Annotated in this window: 21 protein-coding genes; 9 read left to right on the forward strand and 12 right to left on the reverse strand. The window is 66.7% G+C overall.

Annotation, left to right across the window (positions count from 1 at the left end; all coding sequences use genetic code 11):
- Positions 1–4 precede the first annotated feature (4 nt).
- Positions 5–1,780, forward strand: a complete 1,776-nt coding sequence (locus BST47_RS10395) for an SDR family oxidoreductase (protein WP_083125432.1) — start codon at positions 5–7, stop codon at positions 1,778–1,780.
- A 99-nt stretch (positions 1,781–1,879) separates the two neighbouring features.
- Here the strand turns inward: BST47_RS10395 and BST47_RS10400 are convergent, their stop codons facing one another.
- Positions 1,880–3,406, reverse strand: coding sequence for a leucyl aminopeptidase (locus BST47_RS10400; RefSeq protein WP_083125433.1), 1,527 nt, complete (start codon positions 3,404–3,406; stop codon positions 1,880–1,882).
- An 18-nt stretch (positions 3,407–3,424) separates the two neighbouring features.
- On the reverse strand, positions 3,425–4,510 hold the full coding sequence (locus BST47_RS10405; protein ID WP_083125434.1) for an adenylate/guanylate cyclase domain-containing protein: 1,086 nt from the start codon (positions 4,508–4,510) through the stop codon (positions 3,425–3,427).
- Between the two features lie 45 nt (positions 4,511–4,555).
- On the opposite strand from BST47_RS10405, the gene gcvT reads away from it, so the two are divergent.
- Positions 4,556–5,653: a glycine cleavage system aminomethyltransferase GcvT gene (gcvT, locus tag BST47_RS10410; RefSeq protein WP_207568580.1), complete on the forward strand. Its 1,098-nt coding sequence runs from the start codon at positions 4,556–4,558 to the stop codon at positions 5,651–5,653.
- Between the two features lie 22 nt (positions 5,654–5,675).
- Entirely contained in the window at positions 5,676–6,782 is a 1,107-nt protein-coding gene (locus BST47_RS10415) for a branched-chain amino acid aminotransferase (RefSeq protein ID WP_083125435.1), read from the forward strand.
- A gap of 48 nt (positions 6,783–6,830) precedes the next feature.
- On the opposite strand, the gene BST47_RS10420 is transcribed toward BST47_RS10415, so the two are convergent.
- The 5 genes from BST47_RS10420 to BST47_RS10440 form a co-directional block, all read right to left on the reverse strand.
- Positions 6,831–7,169: a DUF732 domain-containing protein gene (locus BST47_RS10420; RefSeq protein WP_083125436.1), complete on the reverse strand. Its 339-nt coding sequence runs from the start codon at positions 7,167–7,169 to the stop codon at positions 6,831–6,833.
- A gap of 91 nt (positions 7,170–7,260) precedes the next feature.
- Positions 7,261–7,992, reverse strand: a complete 732-nt coding sequence (locus BST47_RS10425) for an adenosylcobinamide-GDP ribazoletransferase (RefSeq protein ID WP_083125437.1) — start codon at positions 7,990–7,992, stop codon at positions 7,261–7,263.
- Positions 7,989–9,041: a nicotinate-nucleotide--dimethylbenzimidazole phosphoribosyltransferase gene (gene cobT / locus BST47_RS10430; protein WP_083125438.1), complete on the reverse strand. Its 1,053-nt coding sequence runs from the start codon at positions 9,039–9,041 to the stop codon at positions 7,989–7,991. The genes BST47_RS10425 and cobT overlap by 4 nt, the downstream gene beginning before the upstream one ends.
- The gene (locus BST47_RS10435; RefSeq protein ID WP_083125439.1) at positions 9,038–9,583 is read right to left on the reverse strand and encodes a bifunctional adenosylcobinamide kinase/adenosylcobinamide-phosphate guanylyltransferase; all 546 of its coding nucleotides are present in this window, start codon (positions 9,581–9,583) and stop codon (positions 9,038–9,040) included. The genes cobT and BST47_RS10435 overlap by 4 nt, the downstream gene beginning before the upstream one ends.
- A 17-nt stretch (positions 9,584–9,600) precedes the next feature.
- Positions 9,601–10,290 carry a DUF3043 domain-containing protein gene (locus tag BST47_RS10440; protein ID WP_083125440.1) on the reverse strand — a complete coding sequence of 230 codons (690 nt, stop codon included), beginning with the start codon at positions 10,288–10,290 and terminating at the stop codon, positions 9,601–9,603.
- Between the two features lie 128 nt (positions 10,291–10,418).
- Between BST47_RS10440 and BST47_RS10445 the strand changes: the two genes are divergently transcribed.
- Positions 10,419–10,781, forward strand: a complete 363-nt coding sequence (locus BST47_RS10445) for an iron-sulfur cluster assembly accessory protein (RefSeq protein WP_083125441.1) — start codon at positions 10,419–10,421, stop codon at positions 10,779–10,781.
- Between the two features lies 1 nt (position 10,782).
- On the opposite strand, the gene BST47_RS10450 is transcribed toward BST47_RS10445, so the two are convergent.
- Complete coding sequence (locus BST47_RS10450; protein ID WP_083125442.1) at positions 10,783–11,457, reverse strand: Rv0361 family membrane protein; 675 nt, start codon at positions 11,455–11,457, stop codon at positions 10,783–10,785.
- A 146-nt stretch (positions 11,458–11,603) separates the two neighbouring features.
- On the opposite strand from BST47_RS10450, the gene BST47_RS10455 reads away from it, so the two are divergent.
- Complete coding sequence (locus tag BST47_RS10455) at positions 11,604–12,587, forward strand: carbohydrate kinase family protein (RefSeq protein ID WP_083125443.1); 984 nt, start codon at positions 11,604–11,606, stop codon at positions 12,585–12,587.
- Between the two features lie 17 nt (positions 12,588–12,604).
- Here BST47_RS10455 and asnB read toward each other — a convergent pair whose 3' ends face one another.
- A complete protein-coding gene (asnB, locus tag BST47_RS10460) occupies positions 12,605–14,548 on the reverse strand; it encodes an asparagine synthase (glutamine-hydrolyzing) (RefSeq protein ID WP_083125444.1) in 1,944 nt (647 codons plus the stop codon).
- A gap of 78 nt (positions 14,549–14,626) precedes the next feature.
- On the opposite strand from asnB, the gene ctaC reads away from it, so the two are divergent.
- From ctaC to BST47_RS10480, 4 genes are all read left to right on the forward strand, one after another.
- Positions 14,627–15,709, forward strand: a complete 1,083-nt coding sequence (gene ctaC / locus BST47_RS10465) for an aa3-type cytochrome oxidase subunit II (protein WP_474623428.1) — start codon at positions 14,627–14,629, stop codon at positions 15,707–15,709.
- Positions 15,710–15,724: 15 nt separating this feature from the next.
- Positions 15,725–16,144 carry a cytochrome c oxidase subunit 4 gene (locus BST47_RS10470; protein WP_083125446.1) on the forward strand — a complete coding sequence of 140 codons (420 nt, stop codon included), beginning with the start codon at positions 15,725–15,727 and terminating at the stop codon, positions 16,142–16,144.
- A 205-nt stretch (positions 16,145–16,349) separates the two neighbouring features.
- On the forward strand, positions 16,350–17,066 hold the full coding sequence (locus BST47_RS10475) for an MmpS family transport accessory protein (RefSeq protein ID WP_083125447.1): 717 nt from the start codon (positions 16,350–16,352) through the stop codon (positions 17,064–17,066).
- The gene (locus BST47_RS10480; protein WP_083125448.1) at positions 17,066–17,770 is read left to right on the forward strand and encodes a DUF2561 family protein; all 705 of its coding nucleotides are present in this window, start codon (positions 17,066–17,068) and stop codon (positions 17,768–17,770) included. Before BST47_RS10475 ends, BST47_RS10480 begins: the two co-directional genes overlap by 1 nt.
- A gap of 7 nt (positions 17,771–17,777) precedes the next feature.
- Here the strand turns inward: BST47_RS10480 and qcrB are convergent, their stop codons facing one another.
- Genes qcrB through qcrC form a run of 3 tightly spaced genes read right to left on the reverse strand, consistent with a single transcriptional unit; the run spans position 17,778 to position 21,531 of the window.
- Positions 17,778–19,493, reverse strand: a complete 1,716-nt coding sequence (gene qcrB / locus BST47_RS10485; RefSeq protein ID WP_083125449.1) for a cytochrome bc1 complex cytochrome b subunit — start codon at positions 19,491–19,493, stop codon at positions 17,778–17,780.
- On the reverse strand, positions 19,490–20,698 hold the full coding sequence (qcrA, locus tag BST47_RS10490) for a cytochrome bc1 complex Rieske iron-sulfur subunit (protein WP_083125450.1): 1,209 nt from the start codon (positions 20,696–20,698) through the stop codon (positions 19,490–19,492). The genes qcrB and qcrA overlap by 4 nt, the downstream gene beginning before the upstream one ends.
- Positions 20,695–21,531 (reverse strand): cytochrome bc1 complex diheme cytochrome c subunit, encoded by an 837-nt coding sequence (gene qcrC / locus BST47_RS10495; protein ID WP_083125451.1) that lies wholly within the window; start codon positions 21,529–21,531, stop codon positions 20,695–20,697. Before qcrC ends, qcrA begins: the two co-directional genes overlap by 4 nt.
- Positions 21,532–21,544: the final 13 nt, after the last annotated feature.

A 21,544-nucleotide genomic window follows, 5' to 3' on the forward strand; every position in this document is an offset into this window, starting at 1 on the left:
TGCCATGAGGTCGACGGCGGAGGCTACTGAACGGCGCGTCGACAGCAGCGGCGGAGTTCAGATCGCGGTGTACGAAGAAGGCAACCCCGACGGTCCTCCGATCGTGCTGGTGCATGGCTGGCCCGATTCCCATGTGCTGTGGGACGGCGTAGTGCCGCTGCTGGCGGACCGTTTCCGCGTCCTGCGCTACGACAACCGCGGAGTGGGGAGTTCGTCGGCGCCGACATCGACATCCGAATATCGGATGTCTTGTTACGCAGATGATTTCGCCGCGGTGATCGGCACCCTCGCGCCCGGTGAGAAGGTGCACGTGCTGGCGCACGACTGGGGCTCGGCGGGCATGTGGGAGTACCTGGCCCGGCCCGACGCGAGCGACCATGTCGCGTCGTTCACGACGCTGTCCGGCCCCAGCATCGATCACACGAACCGATTCGTGATGAGCAGCCTCAGACGGCCTTACCAGCTGCGCAGGTTCGCGCAGGCGCTCGGCCAGCTGGGCCGGCTGACCTATATGGGTGCGTTTTCCGTCCCCGTGCTCGCACCGATGGCTGTCCGCAGAACCCTCGCCGATCGGGTCACCTCGATGCTGAAGAACCGCGACGGCATACCGGCCGATCAGGTGCACCATTCGCAGACCTACAAGACCGACGCTGTCAACAGCTTGAGGGTCTACCGCGCCAACTACTTCCGCGCATTCGTGCCCCCCAAGCGCGATCCCTATATCGACGTCCCGGTCCAGGTCATCGTGAATTCGAACGATCCGTTCATCCGGCCTTACGTCTATGCGGACACCCACAACTGGGTGCCGCGACTGTGGCGTCGCGACATCGGCGCCGGCCATTGGTCGCCGATGTCGCACCCGGCGACGGTCGCGCGGTCGGTGCACCAGCTGGTCGACTTCCTCGAGGGCGAGCCGCCGAGCAGAGAGCTGCGGCGCGCACAGGTCGGCCGTCCCCGTGAACCGTTCGGCGACACGTTGGTGTCGGTCACCGGCGCAGGCAGCGGTATCGGGCGCGCTACCGCCCTCGAATTCGCAAGGCTGGGTGCGGAACTGGTAGTCAGCGATATCAACGAGGCGGGCGCCAAGGAGACCGCCGCGGCGATCGTGTCAAGGGGCGGAATGGCTCATGCGTACGCCCTCGACGTCGCCGATGCCGACGCCGTCGAGCGGTTCGCCGAGGAGGTGTGCGCCGAACACGGGGTGCCCGATGTCGTCGTGAACAACGCGGGTGTCGGGCATTCAGGCATGTTTCTCGACACCCCCCGCGATGAGTACGACCGCGTGCTCAACATCAACTTCGGTGGAGTCGTAAACTGCTGCAGGTCATTCGGGCGCAGGCTCGTCGACCGCGGAGCGGGCGGGCATGTCGTCAACGTCTCGTCGATGGCGGCCTACTCGCCACAACAGTCGATGAACGCCTACTCCACCAGCAAGGCCGCCGTGTTCATGTTCGGCGACTGCCTGCGCGCCGAACTCGATGAGGCCGGTATCGGACTCACGACGATCTGCCCCGGCGTCATCGACACGAACATCGTCCACACAACCCGGTTCGACGTGCCCGCCAACAAGTTGGCGAAGGTCGAAGCGCGCCGTAAGCAGATTGAAAAGGCTTTCTCCGCAAGGCGTTACGGTCCGGAGAAGGTGGCGAAGGCCATTGTCTCGTCGGTGCGCAAGAACAAGGCGATCCGGCCCGTCGCACCCGAGGCTTACGTCCTCTATGGCGTTTCACGCCTGCTGCCGCAGGTGATGCGGAGCACCGCGCGCGGCAAGATTCTGTAGCTAGCCGAGTGTCCGCCACCGGTCTCGAGTGTGGAGGTGTGTCACGCCCAACCGACCTATTGCGTGCGGGTAACCCACGTTCGCCGGCTGTTGGGTGAGTTACCCGTTCTCGGCGATGTCTTCCAGGACGGCGAACATCGTCCGCGTCGGGACGCCGGTGCCCCCCTTGCCGGTGTAGCCCCATGGCCCGCCGGTGTTGTACGCGGGCGCCGCGATGTCGATGTGCGCCCACTGCACCCCGTCGGCGACGAACTCGCGCAGATACGTTCCGGCGACCAGCATTCCGGCGTAGCGCGAACCGCTCACGTTGGCGAGGTCGGCCACCGTCGACTTGAGGTCGTCCTTGAGCTCCTCGGGCAGCGGCATCGGCCACGCGTTCTCACCGGCCTGCTGGCTGCGTTCGGCCACCCGATCGCGGAACTCCTCGCTGCCCATCACGCCAGGGGTGCGCGCGCCCAGCGCAACGGTCTGGGCGCCGGTGAGCGTCGATGTCTCGATCAGGTAGTCGGGGTCGTCCTCGCAGGCCCGCGCGATCGCGTCGGCCAGGATCAGCCTGCCCTCGGCATCGGTGTTGAGCACCTCGACGGTGATGCCGCCGTACTGGGTGAGTACGTCGCCCGGTCGCTGCGCGGTCGCCGACGGCATGTTCTCGGCCATCGGCACCGTGGCGATGACGTCGATCGGCAGCTTCTGCTTGGCGGCCAGCACCACGGTGGCGATGACGGCTGCCGCGCCGCCCATGTCGGAGGTCATGTGGTGCATGTTCGCGGCCGGCTTGATCGAGATGCCGCCGGTATCGAAGGTGATGCCCTTGCCGACCAGCGCGACCGTCTTCGATTTCTTGCCCTTACCTCCGCGGTGAGTGAGCCGGACCAGCCGGGGCGGACGCGACGAGCCCTTGCCGACTCCGATGATTCCTCCGTAGCCCGCCTTGTCGAGTGCCTTGTCGTCGAGCACCTCGACGTCCAGGCCCGCTGCCTTGCCCAAAGCCTCTGCGCGCTTGGCGAATTCGGCGGGGAAGAGGTGGCTGGGCGGAGTGTTCACGAAATCGCGCGCAGTCGCCACGGCGGTGGCGATATCCGTCGCCCTGGCCGCGGCCTCCTTGGTCCTGGTCTTCGTGTCGGCCGTCAGCGCCGTGATGGCGCGCAGGCCGTTGTCCTTGGGAGCGGTTTTCTCGCTGCGGAAGTCGTTGAAGCGGTAGGCCCCCAGGATCAGCCCCTCGATCGCGGCGCCCAGATCGATGTCCGACAGCGTGGTGATGACGTTCTCGACACCGTTGAGCGATCGCGCGGCGACGCCGGCCGCACGCCGGATCGCGTCCGCGGGCCACGCGTCGCGGTTCTTACCGAGCCCGACCGCTACCACGCTCGCCACCGGCAGCGACGGCGCGACGACTCGGGTGACCTGGTCGGAGCCGCCCTTCGCGCCGAGTGCCTCGAGGGCCACCTCGATCTCACCGACCGCTTCGGCGTCGAGGAACGGGTTGCCGACCACCGTTGCCTTGGCGTCCTCATCGGAGCCGCTGATCACGGCGACGATCAGCACGGAGTCGTCGACCTTGCGCTTGGGCAGCGACGAACTGACGGTGACGGTGGGGACCTGAAAACCGGTGCTAGCTGGGCTCACGAGCGATAACCATATCGCTCACCGGGCAAGGTGCAGGTCGTAGGCCGCGACCGGCTCGTCGAAACCTTTGAGTGTCAACGGTTCCTGCGGAATGGCGGGCCATTCCGGCAGCTGGTCGCGGACATCGGAGGAGGCCAGGATCTGGCCGGGGGCCGCCGCCGCGACGAGGCGGGCCGCCAGGTTCACCGGATTGCCGAAGTAGTCGCCGTATATGCCCAGCACGGAGCCGTATCCGAGGCCGGCGCGCACCCTCAGGCCGGTCTCGCGGGCCCGCGGATGCTCGACGAGGTCGATCGCCACCTTGACCAGCAGCTCTGGCGTCGAGGTCACCCACATGACTTCGTCCCCGATGAACTTCACCACGCGGCCACCGTCGGTGTGCACGATGTCCGACACCGAGCCGCCGAACTCCATGAGCAGGTCCAACAGGTCGGTCGGGTCCATCACCTGCGTCAGTTGGGTGAAGCCGGTGAGATCGGCGAACCCGACGCCACACGTCACATTCGCCGACGCGTCGGTGATGACACCCTCGAAATGCGTTCTGGCACTGATGATGTGCTGTCGGAACACCGCATCGATCAGCACGCCGAAGGTCTGGGTGATCTCCGTGATTTCGCGATATGCCATCGCCGTGGTGAGTTCGTCGTTGCTGATCGCCATCAGCAGGTCGGGTTGCGCCATCCGCACCATCGTCCCGCCAGCCTCGGCGACCCGCGCCATCGCGTTGCCGAGAGTCCGCAGAAAGGCGAGCGCAGGCTCGTCGCCGACCAGCTCCTTGATCGCCACCCACGTCGACAGCCCGTCGACGTCCAACTGACTCAGCGTGAGCGCGTCCGGGTCGGCGATGGTCAGTCCCAACGCGGTCCACGCGGTCGCCACCTCTGGCAGCGACACGGCCAGCGCGTCGGCGGCCGTCCGCAGACTGTAAATCGGACGACCCGGCCCCTGCAGCGCGTCGCCGGCCAGGCCGAACAGCCGGCCTCGGCGCTCGGCCTCGACCATCTCGTCGGCCGAGAACCCGAGCTTGTTCAGGTAATCGATCAAAGCCGCCCGGCCGCGCGCATTGGCGATTCCTGCGGCTTCGAGCGCGTCGAAATCGACCACTACCCGAGTCTGCCAGCGTCGACGATCCGATTAGGGTGGATTTCCGTGACGAGCGAAGTCTTGCAGGGCCCCCTCGAAGAACGTCATCGCCAGCTCGGTGCCAGCTTTGCCGAGTTCGGCGGCTGGCTGATGCCGGTCTCGTACGCGGGCACCGTCACCGAGCACGCTGCCACGCGCAGCGCCGTCGGGCTTTTCGACGTGAGCCACCTCGGCAAGGCGCTGGTGCGCGGCCCGGGCGCGGCCGAGTACGTCAACTCCGCCTTCACCAACGACCTGCGCCGCATCGGACCCGGCAAGGCGCAATACACATTGTGCTGCACCGACTCGGGTGGCGTTGTCGACGATCTCATCGCCTACTACGTTTCCGACGACGAGATCTTCCTGGTGCCCAACGCGGCCAACACCGCCGCCGTCGTCGCCGCATTGAAAGATCGCGCGCCTGCCGGACTCACGATCACCGACGAGCACCGCTCGTATGCCGTGCTCGCGGTGCAGGGGCCCAAGTCGCCCGAGGTCCTCGGCGCGCTCGGGCTGGCCACGGACATGGACTACATGGGTTATGTGGACGCCGAATTCCGCGGTGTCCCCGTGCGGGTCTGCCGCACCGGCTACACCGGCGAGCACGGCTACGAGCTGCTGCCGCCGTGGGATCGGGCCGATGTCGTGTTCGACGCTCTCGTCGACGCGGTCGGTTCGGCCCCCGGAGAGCTGGCCGGCCTGGGCGCCCGCGACACCCTGCGCACCGAGATGGGTTATCCGCTGCACGGCCACGAACTGTCGCTCGACCTGTCGCCGCTGCAGGCGCGCTGCGGCTGGGCCATCGGCTGGAAGAAGGACGCGTTCTGGGGCCGCGACGCGCTGCTGGCGGAAAAGGAGGCCGGACCGCGACGGCTGCTGCGTGGGCTGAAGGCCGTCGGCCGCGGAGTACTGCGGCCCGACCTCACCGTGCTCGACGGCGACCGCCAGATCGGCGTCACGACATCGGGAACCTTTTCTCCGACTTTGAAAGTCGGCATCGCGCTAGCGCTCATCGACACCGACGCCGAGATCGCCGACGGGCAACACGTGTCGGTCGACGTCCGTGGGCGCGCGCTGGAATGTGAAGTGGTCAAGCCCCCGTTCGTCGAGCCGAAAACTCGGTAGTCAGCGGATATACAATCGCTGCATGACTGACGGCCCCCTCGAGTTCACGGTTGAGCGCAACGCAACTCCGGCGACTGACGAGGTACGGGCATCGATACTGGCCAATCCCGGATTCGGCCAGTTCCACACCGACCACATGGTGTCGATCGATTACGCGGACGGCAAAGGCTGGTACGACGCGCGGGTCGTCCCGTACGGCCCGATCGAACTCGATCCGTCAGCGATCGTGCTGCATTACGCCCAGGAGATCTTCGAGGGTCTCAAGGCGTATCGATGGGCGGACGGGTCCATCGTGTCGTTCCGGCCCGAGTCCAACGCCAGGCGGCTGAAGACCTCGGCGAAGCGGCTGGCCATTCCCGAACTGCCCGAAGAAGTGTTCATCGAATCGCTGCGCCAACTGATCGCCGTCGACGAGCAGTGGGTGCCCGCGGCCGGCGGCGAAGAGTCGCTGTATCTGCGGCCGTTCATCATCGCCACCGAACCGGGCCTTGGCGTGCGGCCGGCCAACGAGTACCGGTACATGGTCATCGGCTCGCCGGCCGGGGCGTACTTCAAGGGCGGCATCAAGCCGGTCAGCGTGTGGCTGTCGACCGAGTATGTGCGGGCCTGCCCCGGCGGCACGGGCGCGGCGAAGTTCGGCGGCAACTACGCCGCATCGCTGCTGGCGCAGGCGCAGGCCGTCGAGCACGACTGCGATCAGGTGGTGTGGCTGGATGCGGCGGAACGCCGCTACGTCGAAGAGATGGGTGGAATGAACCTGTTCTTCGTGTTCGGCAGCGGCGGATCGGCGCGCCTGGTCACTCCCGAGTTGAGCGGCTCGATACTTCCCGGTGTCACGCGAGATTCGTTGCTGCAGTTGGCAAGCGACGCCGGATTCGCCGTCGAGGAACGCAAGATCGACGTCGACGAGTGGCAGAAGAAGGTGGCGGCGGGCGAGATCACCGAGGTGTTCGCCTGCGGCACGGCCGCGGTCATCACACCCGTCGCCCACGTCAAGCACGCCGACGGTGAGTTCACCATCGCCGACGGTGGTCCCGGCGAGATCACCATGGCCCTGCGCGACACGCTGACCGGAATTCAGCGCGGCATGTTCGCCGACACGCACGGCTGGATGGCCAGGCTGAACTGAAAGACCGGGGACCCCACCGCAGTGGGGTCCCCGTCTATTGAGAGTGCGTCAGCCGAGCGCGGCCTCGTGTTCAGGGCAGTAGGTGGCGACGGCCGCGCCGACGAAGAACGCGGAATCCTCCTGTACCAAGTCGGTGGTGTCAGAGACGGAGCCGACGGCGTCGTACAGCGACTGGCCGTGATCGAACATCACGCAGACGTCGTAGGCGAGGCTGACGGCCTCCTCGGTCGACGGCGGCTGGATGCCCTCGTCGGTGAGCACGCTGACGAACATGTCGTCGGTGGTGGTCGCTCCTGCCATGCCCGCGCCGACGAGCGCGGCGATGCCCAGGCTGGAGGCGGCGGCGGCAGCGGCGATGGCGGCGGTGAGGTGACGGAAGGTGGGCATTGCGGTTCCTTTCGGTGGTCGATCTTCCCGGTGGGGTAGGAAGAGACTCCGATACCGCGCTTGACGAATTCTTGACAGATTCTTGGAGGCGCTACGACGGCCCGATCGCCAGTCCGACGGCGGCCACCGCCGTCGTGATTTCGACCGCCGCACCCAGCACATCGCCGGTGATACCGCCGAACCGGCGCACGCAATGTGCGACCAGCGCGGCGCCGCAGGCCAATGCAACCAGTACGGCCACCGGACCCTGCCACGGCCGCGGGCCGGCCACTACGGCCGTCGCCGCGACCGCCACCACCCACAGCCCCGCCACCGCCATCGGCTGGGTGCCCGCGACCATCCCACCGAGCGAACTCCCCGCCGCGGCGGGCACCGAACGCCGGCACGCCAACACCGCGGCGACCCGGCCCGCGGTCACTGCGACGATCACCCCGACGGGGCCGCAGGCCGTGAACGCGAATGCCTGCGTCAGGAGGACGACCACCAACGCCGCGACGCCGAACGGCCCGGCCGACCCGTCGCGCATCACCGTCAAAGCCCTGTCGGGCGGGCCGTAGCAGCCGAGGCCGTCGGCGGTATCGGAGAGCCCATCGGCATGCAGCCCGCGGGTGGCGAGCAGCAGCACCGCGACCGCGAGCACGCCACCCAACGGATTCGCCGATCCGAAGGCCCATTCCGACGCCCACACCGTCGCGGCGGCTGCGGCCCCCAGCGCGATGCCCACCAGTGGCAGCGCGGTCAGCGCCCCCCGGCCGAACGGCGTCGGCGAACGCACCGGGAGCACGGTCCCGAATGCCAGCGCCCCGGCGACCGAACGGATCACTGCTTCGCGGGTGCCTGGGTGATGCCGGCTTCATCGAAGGTCGCCATCGACCCCAGCGTCGCCACCGCGGCCCGCACGATCGTCAGCGCGACCGCGGCGCCGGTGCCTTCGCCGAGACGCATCTGCAGATCGACGATCGGCTCGAGCTCCAGCTTGCGCAATGCCTGCGCATGCGCGGGCTCGGTGGACCGGTGGCCGGCCTGCCACCACTGCCGGGCGCCGGGCGCGAGCTTGTCGGCCACCAGCGCCGCGGCCGTCACCACGACACCGTCGAGTAGCACGGGCGTACGCCGGACGGCGGCCTGGGCGCAGAATGCCGCCATCGCCGCCAGGTCGGCCCCACCGCAGACCCGCAGCAGCGCAACGGGATCGCGGGCACCACGGCTCCGAAACAATGCGTCCCTGATGGCGGCGGTCTTGCGGGCCCATCCGGCGTCGTCCACGCCGGTGCCCCGGCCGACCACCGCGACCGGTTCGGAGTCGGTTAGTACGGCGATCAAAGTCGTTGCAGGCGTGGTGTTTCCGATCCCCATATCACCGACGATGAGAATGTCTGCGCCCGAGTCGACCTCTTCGTCGGCGATCCGGCACCCGGCATCGAGCGCAGCTATCACCTCGTCGTCGGTCAGCGCGTCCTCGACGGCGATGTTGCCGCTGCCGCGGCGCACCTTGTGTGCACCGATGGACGGCGCGAACGGCTCGTCGGAATCGACGGCGATATCCACCACGCGCACGGTCGCGCCCGCCGCTTCGGCGAGGATATTGATGGCGGCGCCGCCGGCGTCGAAGTTGGCGACCATCTGAGCGGTGACCTCGGCGGGAAACGCAGAGACCCCGGCCGCCGCGACGCCGTGGTCGCCGGCGAACACCACAATCCGTGCCCGCTCGAACGGCCGGGGCGGACACTCGCCCTGGCATGACGCCACCCAGACCGAGAGGTCCTCGAGCCGGCCCAGTGAGCCAGGCGGTTTGGTCAAGCGCTGCTGGCGGGCGCGCGCGGCGACGGCGACGTCGGGGTCGGGTGGTGAGACGGTCTCGAACTCGGTCATCCCCCTGCCCCCAGCGCGGCGTCCTTGACGGTGACGGGCTGACCGGCGACCACCAGCACCACGCGGTCACACACGGCGGCGAGTCGCTGATTGAGGGCGCCCAGTTCATCGGCGAACCGTCGGCCCGACGTCGTTGCGGGCACTACCGTCAGCCCAACCTCGGGAGACACCAGGGCCAACGCAGAGTCGAACGTGTCCACCGCATCGACCAGGTCGTCGACGTCGGCCGACACAGATCCGTCAGTCCACGCGCCCGTTCGATCCATGGCCGCAGTCAGCCACGCTCCGATGTCGTCGACGACCGTCGGGGTGGAGTCTTCGCGCAACTGCGTTGCGACGTCGGCGGTTTCGACCGTGGACCAATTTGCGGGCCGGCGCCGGCGGTGTGCCTCCACCCGCGCAGACCACTCGACGTCACCGTGCGCCGCGGGGCCGGTGGCCAGGTAGCGCACGGCCGCCGTCGCATCGACCGACTCGGCGATCGCCGACTCCGCCCATTGCGATTTTCCCGACCGGATGCCACCGAGCACCAGGATGCGCACCAGGGTGTCAGGTTCCGTCAACTGACACTTGCGCCGCGTTCCACCTGCGGCCGGGGTGCGCGCATGCGGCGCAGCTGCGAGGCGCGGCTGGCCGCGTAAAAGCCTAACTTCCAACCGGATTCGGTGTTCTCCGGGAATTTTGCATCGACCAATCTGTTGGCCTTGCGTCCCAGGATGAATCCGTCGATCACCATGATGAGGACGAGCACCAGCATCGCGGGGGAGACCATCTGCTGCACCTGCACCGACGGCACCGAGAGCATCACGAAGATCAGCGCGAGCGCGGCAGGCATGAACAGGCCCAGCACGTTGCGGCGCGAGTCGACGATGTCGCGGACATACCGGCGGACCGGACCCTTGTCCCGGGGCAGCAGGTAGGCGTCGTCACCGGCCATCATCTTCTCGCGGCGCTGAGCCATGTCGGCGCGACGCGTGAGCTTCTCGGCCTTGCGCTCTTCCTTGCTCAGCTTGGTGCGCGCTTCCTTGCGGCGTTTGCGCGCCTCGGCGGCGGTCATCGGAGCAGGCGCCACCGGCCCGCGCTTCCGGGTCGCCTCGCTGCGCTTGGGTGTCGGACGGCCCTTGGGCGCGGTGGTCCCGGACTCCCCGGAACCTGTCGCAGTGTCCTCGAGGCCGGCGTCGGGGGTGTCTTCGGACACATCAGAATCGGGTGTCCGCGAGTTGTCTTTCTTTCGGCCCAGCAGGTTCACGCCTGCCAGATTACTTCCGTCCGCGGGCGTGCCCGGCGGGACCTGGGGACAAACTCGGGAATAGGGCCGGGACAAGGTACCGTTGAGCTAGTACGCCGCACATTTGATGAGGCTTTACAGGAGACGTAATGACTGTTCAGGGAGAGTCGGCCACCGGGACCGCCACCCATGGCGCGAAGCTGACCGATGCCGCCGCAGCCAAGGCCAAGGCGCTGCTCGACCAAGAGGGCCGCGACGATCTGGCCCTGCGTATCGCCGTGCAGCCGGGTGGCTGCGCCGGGCTGCGCTACAACCTGTTTTTCGACGACCGGACCTTGGACGGCGATGTGACCGCCGAGTTCGGCGGCGTCGCACTGACGATCGACCGGATGAGCGCGCCCTACGTCGAGGGGGCCGTCATCGACTTCGTCGACACCATTGAGAAGCAGGGTTTCACCATCGACAACCCGAACGCCACCGGTTCTTGCGCCTGCGGCGATTCGTTCAACTGATTCAGTACTGCCCGGCCGTTCGCGGCAGATAAGAGCAGACCAGCACCTCGTCGCCCTGGGCGAGCAGTTGGGCCACGCCCTGCTGTTCACCTTCGGCGCGTGGCTCGCCACGGCGCGAGGTGCCCGACGGCTCGACGCGCATGGTGAACAGTACTTGCGCCTGATGGGGCGACCACATCACGATCTTGTCGATCGACGTCACCTCGGCGCGCCCGTATTGCTGCCGGAAGGCGTCGCTGGCCAGGCTGGCGAGCGCCAAGTCGGAGCGCTTCTCCTTGACCGCGTCGAACATCCCGCACAACGTGTGCCTGGCGACGGTTTCGTCGTCGCCGTTGGTCATCGCATCCAGGTACTCCTGAATCGCGGTCTTGGCCGCATCGTCGGACAATGTGCCCGAAGCCGACGACGCCCCGTCACCGCCGCGGGTGGCTAGCACGATCCCCGTCACGGTGGCGGCGGCGACGAGAACAGCGATCAGCGCGCCCGCGATCAGCGGCCAGCGCCGCTTTTTCCGGTACTGCACCGGCGGCGGGAGCATTCCCGGGTACGACGGCGGCGCATTGTCCGGATAGGGCTCCGCAAAGGGCTGTTGGGGAAATGGTTGCGGCCCGGTGTTCGGATACATTTGCGGGCCGGCCGGTCCAGCGCCGTATTCGGGCGGGTACGGACCGGACATATATTTGCTCCCCAGAAGTGTGCGTCGGAATTGGTCTGTCTACAGTGGCCCAACGGGCACTCGTACGCAGGTTAGCGCACGTTGGGCGGAGGCCCGCTGGGTAAGGTTTATGTAGACGGCTTAATGAACGAAGGGTGTGACGTTTCGTGACCATTGCGGTAACCGGATCAATTGCGACCGACCATCTGATGCGGTTTCCCGGGAAATTCTCCGAACAACTCCTGCCCGAGCATCTGCAGAAGGTGTCGCTGAGCTTCCTGGTCGACGATCTGGTCGTCCATCGCGGTGGCGTCGCAGGAAACATGGCCTTCGCGATCGGTGTGCTGGGTGGGAGCGTCGCGCTGGTCGGCGCAGTCGGACGCGACTTCGACGAATACCGCACGTGGCTCGAGGCCGTCGGCGTGGACACCGGCAGCGTGCTCGTTTCCGACACCGCATACACCGCGCGGTTCGTCTGTACGACCGACGATGCCATGGCCCAGATCGCATCCTTCTACCCCGGAGCCATGTCGGAGGCACGCAACATTTCGCTGGCCGACGTCGTGAAGCGCGTCGGCACACCGGAATTGGTGATCGTCGGCGCCAACGACCCCGAGGCCATGTTCCTGCACACCGAGGAGTGCCGCAAGCTCGGTCTGGCGTTCGCAGCCGACCCGTCCCAGCAGTTGGCCCGGCTGTCGGGTGAGGAGATTCGCAAGCTCATCGACGGCGCGACGTACCTGTTCACCAACGACTACGAGTGGGATCTGCTGCTGCAGAAGTCGGGTTGGAGCGAGGCTCAGGTGATGAGCCAGATCGGTATGCGCGTCACGACGTTGGGCCCCAAGGGCGTCGACCTCGTCGGCTCGGCCGGCACCTTCATTCACGTCGACGTCGTCCCGGAGAAGCATCAGGCCGATCCGACCGGCATCGGCGATGCGTTCCGCGCCGGATTCCTCACCGGCCGCAGTGCCGGGTTGAGCGACGAGCGGTCAGCTCAGCTGGCCTCGCTGGTCGCCGTTCTCGTCTTCGAGGCGCCGGGACCGCAGGAGTGGAGCTGGGACCGCGAGGAGGCCGTACAGCGGCTGAGCGACGCCTACGGCGCCGAGGCTGGTGCGGAGATCTCGGAGGCGCTTGGCGCCGACAGATAGTCGGGTGCGCTTCCTTCTCAGAGCTGGACGGGGTAGGTCGGCTCGCTGATCTGCGGGGTCACACTGTGCTCGACGAAGATGGCGTGCCACAGCATGAAGATCAGCACGGTCCACAGCCGTCGGCTGTGATCGCTTGTGCCGCTTCGGTGTTCGTCGAGCATCCGCGTGACCGCCGAGAGATCGACAAGCTCGCCTGCCTGTGACGTCGCGACCGTCCGATATGCCCAGTCCTGCAGCTCGCCTGCCTGCAGCCAGTGCCGGATCGGTACCGGGAAGCCGAGCTTCGGCCGGTTGAGCACGTGCGCCGGCACGATCGGTTCCAGTGCCCGGCGCAGCGCGAACTTGGTGGTGGTTCGGGTGATCTTCTGGTCCAGCGGAAGGCGCGACGCCACCGCGAAGACCTCCGGGTCCAGGAACGGCACCCGTAACTCGAGCGAGTTGGCCATCGTCATCTTGTCGGCCTTGACCAGGATGTCGCCACGCAGCCACGTGAACAGATCGATGTGCTGCATACGCGCCACCGGATCCCAGCCGTCGGACGCCGAGTACACCGGCGCGGTGACGTCGGTGTGCGTCCATTCCTGGCGGAAGCCGGGCAGGACCGCGCGCAGTTGCGCGTCCGAGAAGCTACGCGCGTTGCCGTAGTAACGCTCCTCGAGCGTCAGCGATCCTCGGTGCAGCAGGCTTTTCCCGCGCATGCGGTCGGGCAGCGGTCGCGACGCACGGCCAAGCGACCGTCGCACCGGTCGCGGCAGATAGTCAAATGGGCGCAGCGACAACGGTTCCCGGTAGATGGTGTACCCCCCGAACAGTTCGTCGGCGCCCTCGCCGGACAGCACGACCTTGACGTGCTTACGGGCCTCGCGGGCAATGAAGAACAACGGGACCAACGCCGGGTCGGCGACGGGTTCGTCCAGATACCAGACGATTTCGGGTAGCGCCGCGACGAACTCCGCCTGACTGACCACCTTGGTGACGTGCCGCGCGCCGATGGCTTCGGCCGAAGCAACGGCGACGTCGACCTCGGAGTAGCCCTCGCGTTCGAAACCCGTCGTGAACGTGATCAGCCGCGGGTTGTGCCGCATGGCCAGCGCCGCGATCGCCGTCGAGTCGATCCCGCCGGACAGGAACGCGCCCACTGTGACGTCCGCGCGCATGTGCTTGGCCACCGAGTCCTCCAGGACGGCGGTGATCTCGTCGTAGCGTGCGCGTTCGCCGCCGGACGTGAACCCGACCGCGGTGAACCGCGGGGTGAAGTACCGGGTGACCTCGGGTGGCTTACCCGGGCGCACGCGGGCATAACTGCCCGATTCGAGCCTGCGCACGCCGCGGTGCAGCGTCTCGGGTTCCGGCACGTACTGCAGCACGGTGTAGTGCTGCAATGCACGTTCGTCGATACCGAGATCGATACCGACGACCCCGGCGAGATCCAGCAGGCACTTCTTCTCGCTACCGAATACGGTGCCGCCCCCACCGGTGGCCATGTATAGCGGCTTGATGCCGAAAGGGTCGCGGGCGCAAAATAATTCGCCTTGGACGGTGTCCCACAGCGCGAACGCGAACATGCCGCGAAGCCGGGTCAGCGCTTCGGTGCCCCAGTAGTGATAGGCGGCGACGATCGCCTCGCTGTCACCGTCGGTGGCGAACACGGCGCCGTGCTCGGTGCGTAGTTGCTCCCGCAACTCGAGGTAGTTGTAGATCTCACCGTTGAACACCAGGACATACCGGTCCGGTGACTCCGGCGGGCCCCAGCGCAGCGGCTGGTGGCTGTGGGCGATGTCGATGATCGACAGTCGGTTGAACCCGAGCACCGTGGTGGGATGCTCGGCGTCGTCGGACCAGGTACCGGGTTCGTCGGGGCCGCGGTGACGCATCAGGTGCGACGCGCCCGATACCGCGGCGACAAGGTCGCCGGACACCTCAGCGGACGGGTCGGTTACCAGGGCCAGCAGTCCGCACACCGCGCCAGTATGCCTAATGACTGACCTGTGTCGAGACCTGCGTCCTGAGGTGGTCTACGCTGCGTAGTATTCGGCTTTCTGTCCCGACTTCTAGGAGGCGCCAGCGTGACACCTCGCGGTGTGAAGGTGGTGGCGTTGTCAGTCGTCCTCGGCAGCATGACGGTGCTGCTCAGCGGGTGTGACTGGTCTACGGTTCTTGGCCTCGGCTGGCCCCGCGGCATCACCCCCGAGGCGCATCTGAACCGCGAGCTGTGGATCGGCTCCGTGATCGCCTCGCTGGTCGTCGGCGTGATCGTGTGGGGCCTTATCTTCTGGACTTCGGCGTTTCACCGGCACAAGAAGGGCGACACCGAGTTGCCGCGCCAGTTCGGCTACAACATGCCGCTGGAGCTGGTGCTCACCGTGGTGCCGTTCCTGATCATCTCGGTGCTGTTCTACTTCACCGTCGTGGTGCAGGAACGGATGCTGCAGAAGGAGCCCAATCCCGAGGTCGTCATCGACGTCACCGCCTTCCAGTGGAACTGGAAGTTCGGGTATCAGAAGGTCAACTACGCGGACGGCACCTTCAGCTACGAGGGCGCCGACCCTGAGCGCAAGGAAGCGCTCGCATCGGGGCCGGAAGGCGTCGAAGGACCTGAAGGTGGCGAGATCGGGGAGCACGGCGGCGAGTTCGGCGCCATCGCGGGCAAGAACCCCGAAGACCGCACCTACCTGAACTTCAACGATGTCGAGACGCTGGGCACGTCCACCGAGATCCCGGTTCTGGTGGTGCCGTCCGGTAAGCGCATCGAGTTCCAGATCGCATCCGCGGACGTCATTCACGGCTTCTGGGTGCCGGAGTTCCTGTTCAAGCGCGACGTGATGCCCAATCCCGAGGCGAACAACTCCGACAACATCTTCCAAATCAGCGAGATCAACCAAAACGGTGCGTTCGTAGGCCGGTGCACGGAGATGTGCGGCACCTATCACTCGATGATGAACTTCGAGCTGCGAGTGGTGTCGCCCAACGACTTCAAGGCGTACCTGGAGCAGCGGGTGGACGGCAAGACCAACGCCGAGGCGCTGCAGGCGATCAATCAGGAGCCCCTGGCGGTCACCACAAAGCCATTCGACACCCGCCGCGGTGAGCAGGCACCCGAGCTAACGCAGGCCAGCAAGTAGGGGTAGGGACACCACATGCATATCGAAGCCAGGCTGTTCGAGTTCCTGACCGGATTCTTCGTCCTGTCTGCGGTTGTCTACGGCGTGCTGACGGCGATGTTCCAGTACGGCGGCGTCGAGTGGGCCGGTACCACCGCGCTGATTCTGACGGCGGGCCTGACCCTGATCACCGGTACGTTCTTCCGGTTCGTGGCCCGGCGCCTGGACACCAGGCCCGAGGACTACGAGGACGCCGAGGTCAGTGACGGCGCAGGCGAGCTGGGCTTTTTCAGCCCGCACAGCTGGTGGCCGATCTTCATCGCCCTGTCGGCGTCGATCACGGCCGTGGGCGTCGCGCTCTGGCTCCCCTGGCTGATCGTGGCCGGCGTCTGCTTCGTGCTGACGACGGTCGGGGGCCTGGTGTTCGAGTACTACACCGGAGCCGAGAAGCACTGACGCTCCCCAGCTTCGCGTGGGCCCAGGCCGTCGCGAACGCCGCACCGGGACAAGGTCACAATCGGAGCACTACTTCGCCCGTTATCCGTGCTGTGAATCCATCCGGATCGGGTGGTTGGATAATGTTGCCGAGGCACGGTCAGTCGCTTGTCGCGGACACGCGGCCGATTACGCCACAGGTGTGAGTCGAGAAGGATAGGCGTAAATGAGCGGGCCGAACCCCCCGGATCACGAAGGGGACGATCTTCCTGGTCAGGGCAGCAGCCCCGGTGGGCCGGAGAGCAGTGAGACCGACGCCTACTCGCAGGCCTACTCGGCTCCTGAGTCCGAACAGTTCACCAGCGGCCCCTACGTGCCCGCCGACTCCGGCCTGTACGACTACGACACCTTCGAGCCGAGCGACCGGCTGGACCCTGCTGAGCCGCCGAGGTGGCCCTGGGTCGTCGGGGTGGTGGCCATCGTCGCCGCCATCGCGCTGGTCGTGTCCGTGTCCGTCCTGGTGACCCGGACCGACACCGACAACCTCTCGCAGCCCGAAACCTCAACGACCACTCCGCCTCCGCCGCCGGTGCAGGACGAGATCACCACGACCACTCCGCCTCCGCCGCCTCCTGAGACCGCGCCGCCGCCACCGCCGACCACCCGCGCGGGACCACGTCAGGTCACGTACTCGGTCACGGGAACCAAGGCGCCGGGGGACATCATCACGGTGACCTATATCGACGCATCCGGCCGCAGTCGCACCCAGCGCAACGTCTACATCCCGTGGTCACTCACCGTGACGCCGATCTCGCAGTCCGAGGTGGGATCGGTCCAGGCGTCCAGCCTGTTCCTCGTGAGCAGGCTCAACTGCTCGATCACCACGAGCGACGGCACCGTGTTGTCGTCCAACACCAATAACTCCGCACAGACAGCCTGCTGATGCCTTACGCCACTGATCCCGTGGGGAGCCTGCATGTGCGCCCCAACCTCGATACCGGCGGCTTCGATCGAACCGACCGCATCCTGCTGGGCGCCTGTGCGGTGATATGGCTCGTGGCGCTGGGCACGGCCGTTGCGGCTGTCGTGGCCCTTGTCGATCTGGGGAGCAGCCAACAGGAGTCGGCGGACAGTTCGGGCACCCCGTGGCTGCTCTACGTCGTGATCGCGGTCTCCGCCGCGGTGATCATCGGGGCGGTGCCGCTGCTGATTCGCGCGCGCCGCGACGCGATGTCCGACGCCCCCGAACCGCCCGCCCGTGACGCATCGCGACCGGCTCCCGGCCGCGAGGACCTCGGACGCGGTGACGCGACGCGCAGTGAGAGGCTGCGGATCTCCGGCGCACCGGTGGGCCGTATCCACAACGGCCCGGGTTATGCGGCTGCGGTCACGCACAGCACGTCACTGCCCGCTCCGCTGGTGGCAGCCATCGACCAGGTGTGGCTGCGCTGCGCTGTCCTGATCGCGTGCGCCGTCGGCATCGCGATGGTCGTCATCGGCGTGGCGACCTACTTGATGGCCATCGAAAGCGACACCGCCGCATGGGTTTTCTTTGTGCTGAGCGGGCTTGTCACGCTGGCAATGCCGGCGATCCCGTGGTTCTACCTGCGCGAGTTACGCGCCCTGCTGGACGGCGAGAGCGCGTAACTTCAGCTCAGTGGTGCCCGTTCGTCTCTCCGTTGGATGACCCATTCGACGAGCCGTTGGACGAGCCGTTGCGGTCCTGGTGCTCGCGCAATGCGGTGAGCGCCCTGCGGTGAGCCGTGTGCTCGGCCTCGACGAGAGCGTCGTTCTCCGACAGCGGATCTCCCTTGAGGAAGCTGCCGCTGCCCGGAGCGCCTGCGAAACCGAGCTTGTTCATCCGCTTCGGAACCGCTGCGCCCTGGTACTCCAACGGAATCGGATGACCATGGTCGTCGACGGGGCCGAGCGGCTGATGCAGCTCGATGTAGGCGCCGTGCGGCAGCCGCTTGATGATGCCGGTCTCGATGCCGTGCTCGAGCACCGCGCGGTCGCTGCGCTGCAGACCGATGGCCCAGCGGTAGGCGATGTAGTACACGATCGCCGGCAGGACCACCATGCCGATGCGGCCGATCCACGTCGTCGCGTTGAGCGAGATCTGGAACTTCAGCGCGATGACGTCGTTCATGGCCGACAGCGTCAGCACCATGTAGAACGCGATCGCCATGGCGCCGATTGCGGTGCGCACCGGTGCATCTCGAGGTCGCTGCAGCAGGTTGTGGTGAGCGTTGTCGCCGGTGAACCGTTTCTCCAGCCACGGCCACGCGGGCAGCAGCATGAAGATCAGGCCCATGATCAGCGCCACCCAGACCGGCGAGGGCACGGTGTGGCCGAGGAAGTACAACTCCCACGCCGGGAAGATGCGTGCCAGGCCCTCCGTCCACATCATGTAGAAGTCCGGCTGGCTGCCTGCCGACACATGCGACGGCCTGTAGGGGCCTAATTGCCAGATCGGGTTGATCTGCAGCAAGCCGCCCATCAGGCCAAGGATGCCGGTGGTCATCGCGAAAAACGCACCGGACTTCACCGCGAACACCGGCATGACCCGTACACCGACGACGTTCGACTCGGTTCGTCCTGGACCTGGGAACTGGGTGTGCTTCTGGAACCACACCAGCGCGAGGTGAATCCCGATGAGCGCCAGAATGATCCCGGGTATCAACAGGATGTGCAGTGAGTACATTCGCGGGATCCAGTAGCCGTCTTGCGCGCACTGGTACCCCACACCGCCGCATGGGAAGTCGCCGCCGAACAGTGCCCAGTGCAGCCACGTTCCGATCACCGGCATGCCGAGGGTGATGGAGCTCATGGCCGCCCGCAGGCCGATGCCGGACAGCAGGTCGTCGGGCAGTGAGTAGCCGAAATAACCCTCGAACATCGCCAGAATCAGCAGCAGGGAGCCGATGACCCAGTTGGCCTCGCGGGGACGGCGGAATGCGCCGGTGAAGAAGATGCGGGCGAGGTGCACCATGATCGACGCGGCGAAGAGCAGCGCTGCCCAGTGGTGGACCTGGCGGACGAACAGCCCGCCGCGCACCTCGAAGCTGATGTCGAGTGTCGACGCGTAGGCCTTCGACATCTCGATACCGCGCAGCGGCTGATACACACCGTCGTAGACGATTTCGGCCATCGACGGATCGAAGAACAGGCTCAGGTATACGCCGGTGAGCAACAGCACGATGAAGCTGTACAGCGCGATTTCACCCAGCAGGAACGACCAGTGGGTCGGAAACACCTTGTTCAGCTGCCGCCGCACCGCGGCCGACGGGTGATAGCGCGAATCGATGGCGTCGCCTTGGCTGGCCGCGATCTCGGCCATGTTCGGTGGTTTTGGCAGTTTCGGACTCAATTTGTTTGCTCCCAGAATGCCGGGCCGACGGGTTGGATGAAGTCGCCGTTGGCGACTAGGTATCCGTCCTGATCAATCGTGATGGGCAACTGCGCCAGCGCGCGCGCAGCCGGGCCGAATATGGGTTTCGCAAAGTGCAACGCGTCGAACTGCGACTGGTGGCACGGGCAGAGGATGCGGTAGGTCTGCTGCTCGTAGAGCGACGACGGGCAACCCAGGTGCGAGCACACCTTGGTGTAGGCGAACAGATCGCCGAAGTTGAAGCTCTCCTGGTTCTTTCGCTTGACGACCCGGGGCAAGTCGACCGGCTTGATGCGGATCAGCATGACCGGGTTGCGCACACCCATGGTGATTTCGGCCAGCCGGTGATGCGACTCGACGGTGGTGCCGTCACCGTCGGCCTCACGCCACGGAAACACGGTCTCCATTCCGCCGGCGTCGATGTCCTCTGGGCGCATCTTGGCGTAGGTGCCATTGCCGGTTGCGCGGGCAAGGAAGATGGTCTCGCCTTTGAAGCGCGGCGTCCAACCGGACGTCCAGAGCACGGCCTTCTTGCCTTCGGCGGTCTGCACCACCGGTTTCCACGGATTCTTGATCAGACCACCGGCGAAGGCCACCAGGGTGCCGAGGCCGAACGCGCCGAGGCCGACTCCGAGCGACAGACCAATCAATTTGCGCCGCTTCAGCGTTGACGCTTCGAGCGCATCGGACAGGTTGGCCACCACCGTCTTTCGGTGGATGTCGGGGGAGGCGCCGTCGTGGCGCTCCTGGATCGAGATCTCCTCGGGGATGAACTTCTTCTGGTACAGCACGGCGCCGATGCCGATCGCCAGGATCGACAGACCGAACGTCAGCCCGTACATGGGGGTGGCGAGGTCGTACCAGAGGTGGTCGGGGTCGGCTCCGCTGCGGTACTCCCACGGCCAGAACAAGAAGACCACCAGCAGCGCCAGGCCCGAAAGACCGCCCAGCATCAGCCAATACGCGACCACGCGCTCGGCGCGCTTCTCAGCCTTGGTGCCGGGAACCGGCCAGCGGTCGTCCTTGTAGACGATCTCGACACCGTCGAGCTTGCCGCCAAGCTCCAGCAGTTCCTCACGCGACATCGCGGCGAGTTCGGCGTCGGTCGGCTGCCCGGGGACGCCCTGCTGTCCGGGGGTGTCGGTTCCCTTGACTCGATCGTTGCTACCGTCGCCGTCGCTCATGCTCGCGCTCCGATCCACAGGGCCGCGATGACGACGCCCACTATGCCGATAATCCAAGCCGCCATGCCCTCGGACGTGGGGCCGAAGCCGCCGAGTCCGTAGCCACCCGGGTCGGGAGCCGTGCTGGCCATGCGGACGTAGGCGACGATGTCCCGCTTTTCCTCCGGCGATAGCTGCCGATCGGAGAACTTGGGCATGTTCTGGGGTCCGGTCAGCATCGCGGTGTAGATCTGGGCAGGATTGGCGCCCGCCAGGTCGGGTGCGTACTTGCCCGACGACAACGCGCCGCCCTTGCCGGTGAAGTTGTGGCACGACGAGCAGTTCAGCCGGAACAGGTCACCGCCGCGGGCGACGTCGTTGCCCAGCAGCGACTCGTTGGCGATAGCCCCGTTCTCGTCGCGTGGAACCACGGGGCCGCCACCGTTGGCCTGCACGAATGCGCCGAGGGCGTCGATCTGCTCGGCGTCGAATTGCGGGGGCTTCTGCGGTGCCTGGGCCTCACCACGCATGGCGGGCATGCGGCCGGTGGACACCTGGAAGTAGACGGCGGCCTCACCGACACCGATGAGGCTGGGTCCGCGGTCGGCCACACCCTGCAGGTTCGCACCGTGGCACGAGATGCAAGAGGTGTCGAACAGTTCCTTACCGGTACGCAGCAGAGCCGACTGCGACTCGTCGGCGACCGCGACCTGCGGGGTCGGGGTCAGCGTCGCCGCCAGACCACCGGCGACCCCCAGCCCGACGAGCAGAAGCATCGCCGCTGACAGGCGGCGGCGTAGCCGGCGGCGCTTGATCGTCGCCGGTTTGCCGGTTTCGGTGGCCTTCTCGGTCATCGAACCCCTTCTC

The organism is Mycolicibacterium tusciae (genome assembly GCF_002086795.1).
Taxonomy (GTDB): Bacteria; Actinomycetota; Actinomycetes; order Mycobacteriales; family Mycobacteriaceae; genus Mycobacterium; species Mycobacterium tusciae.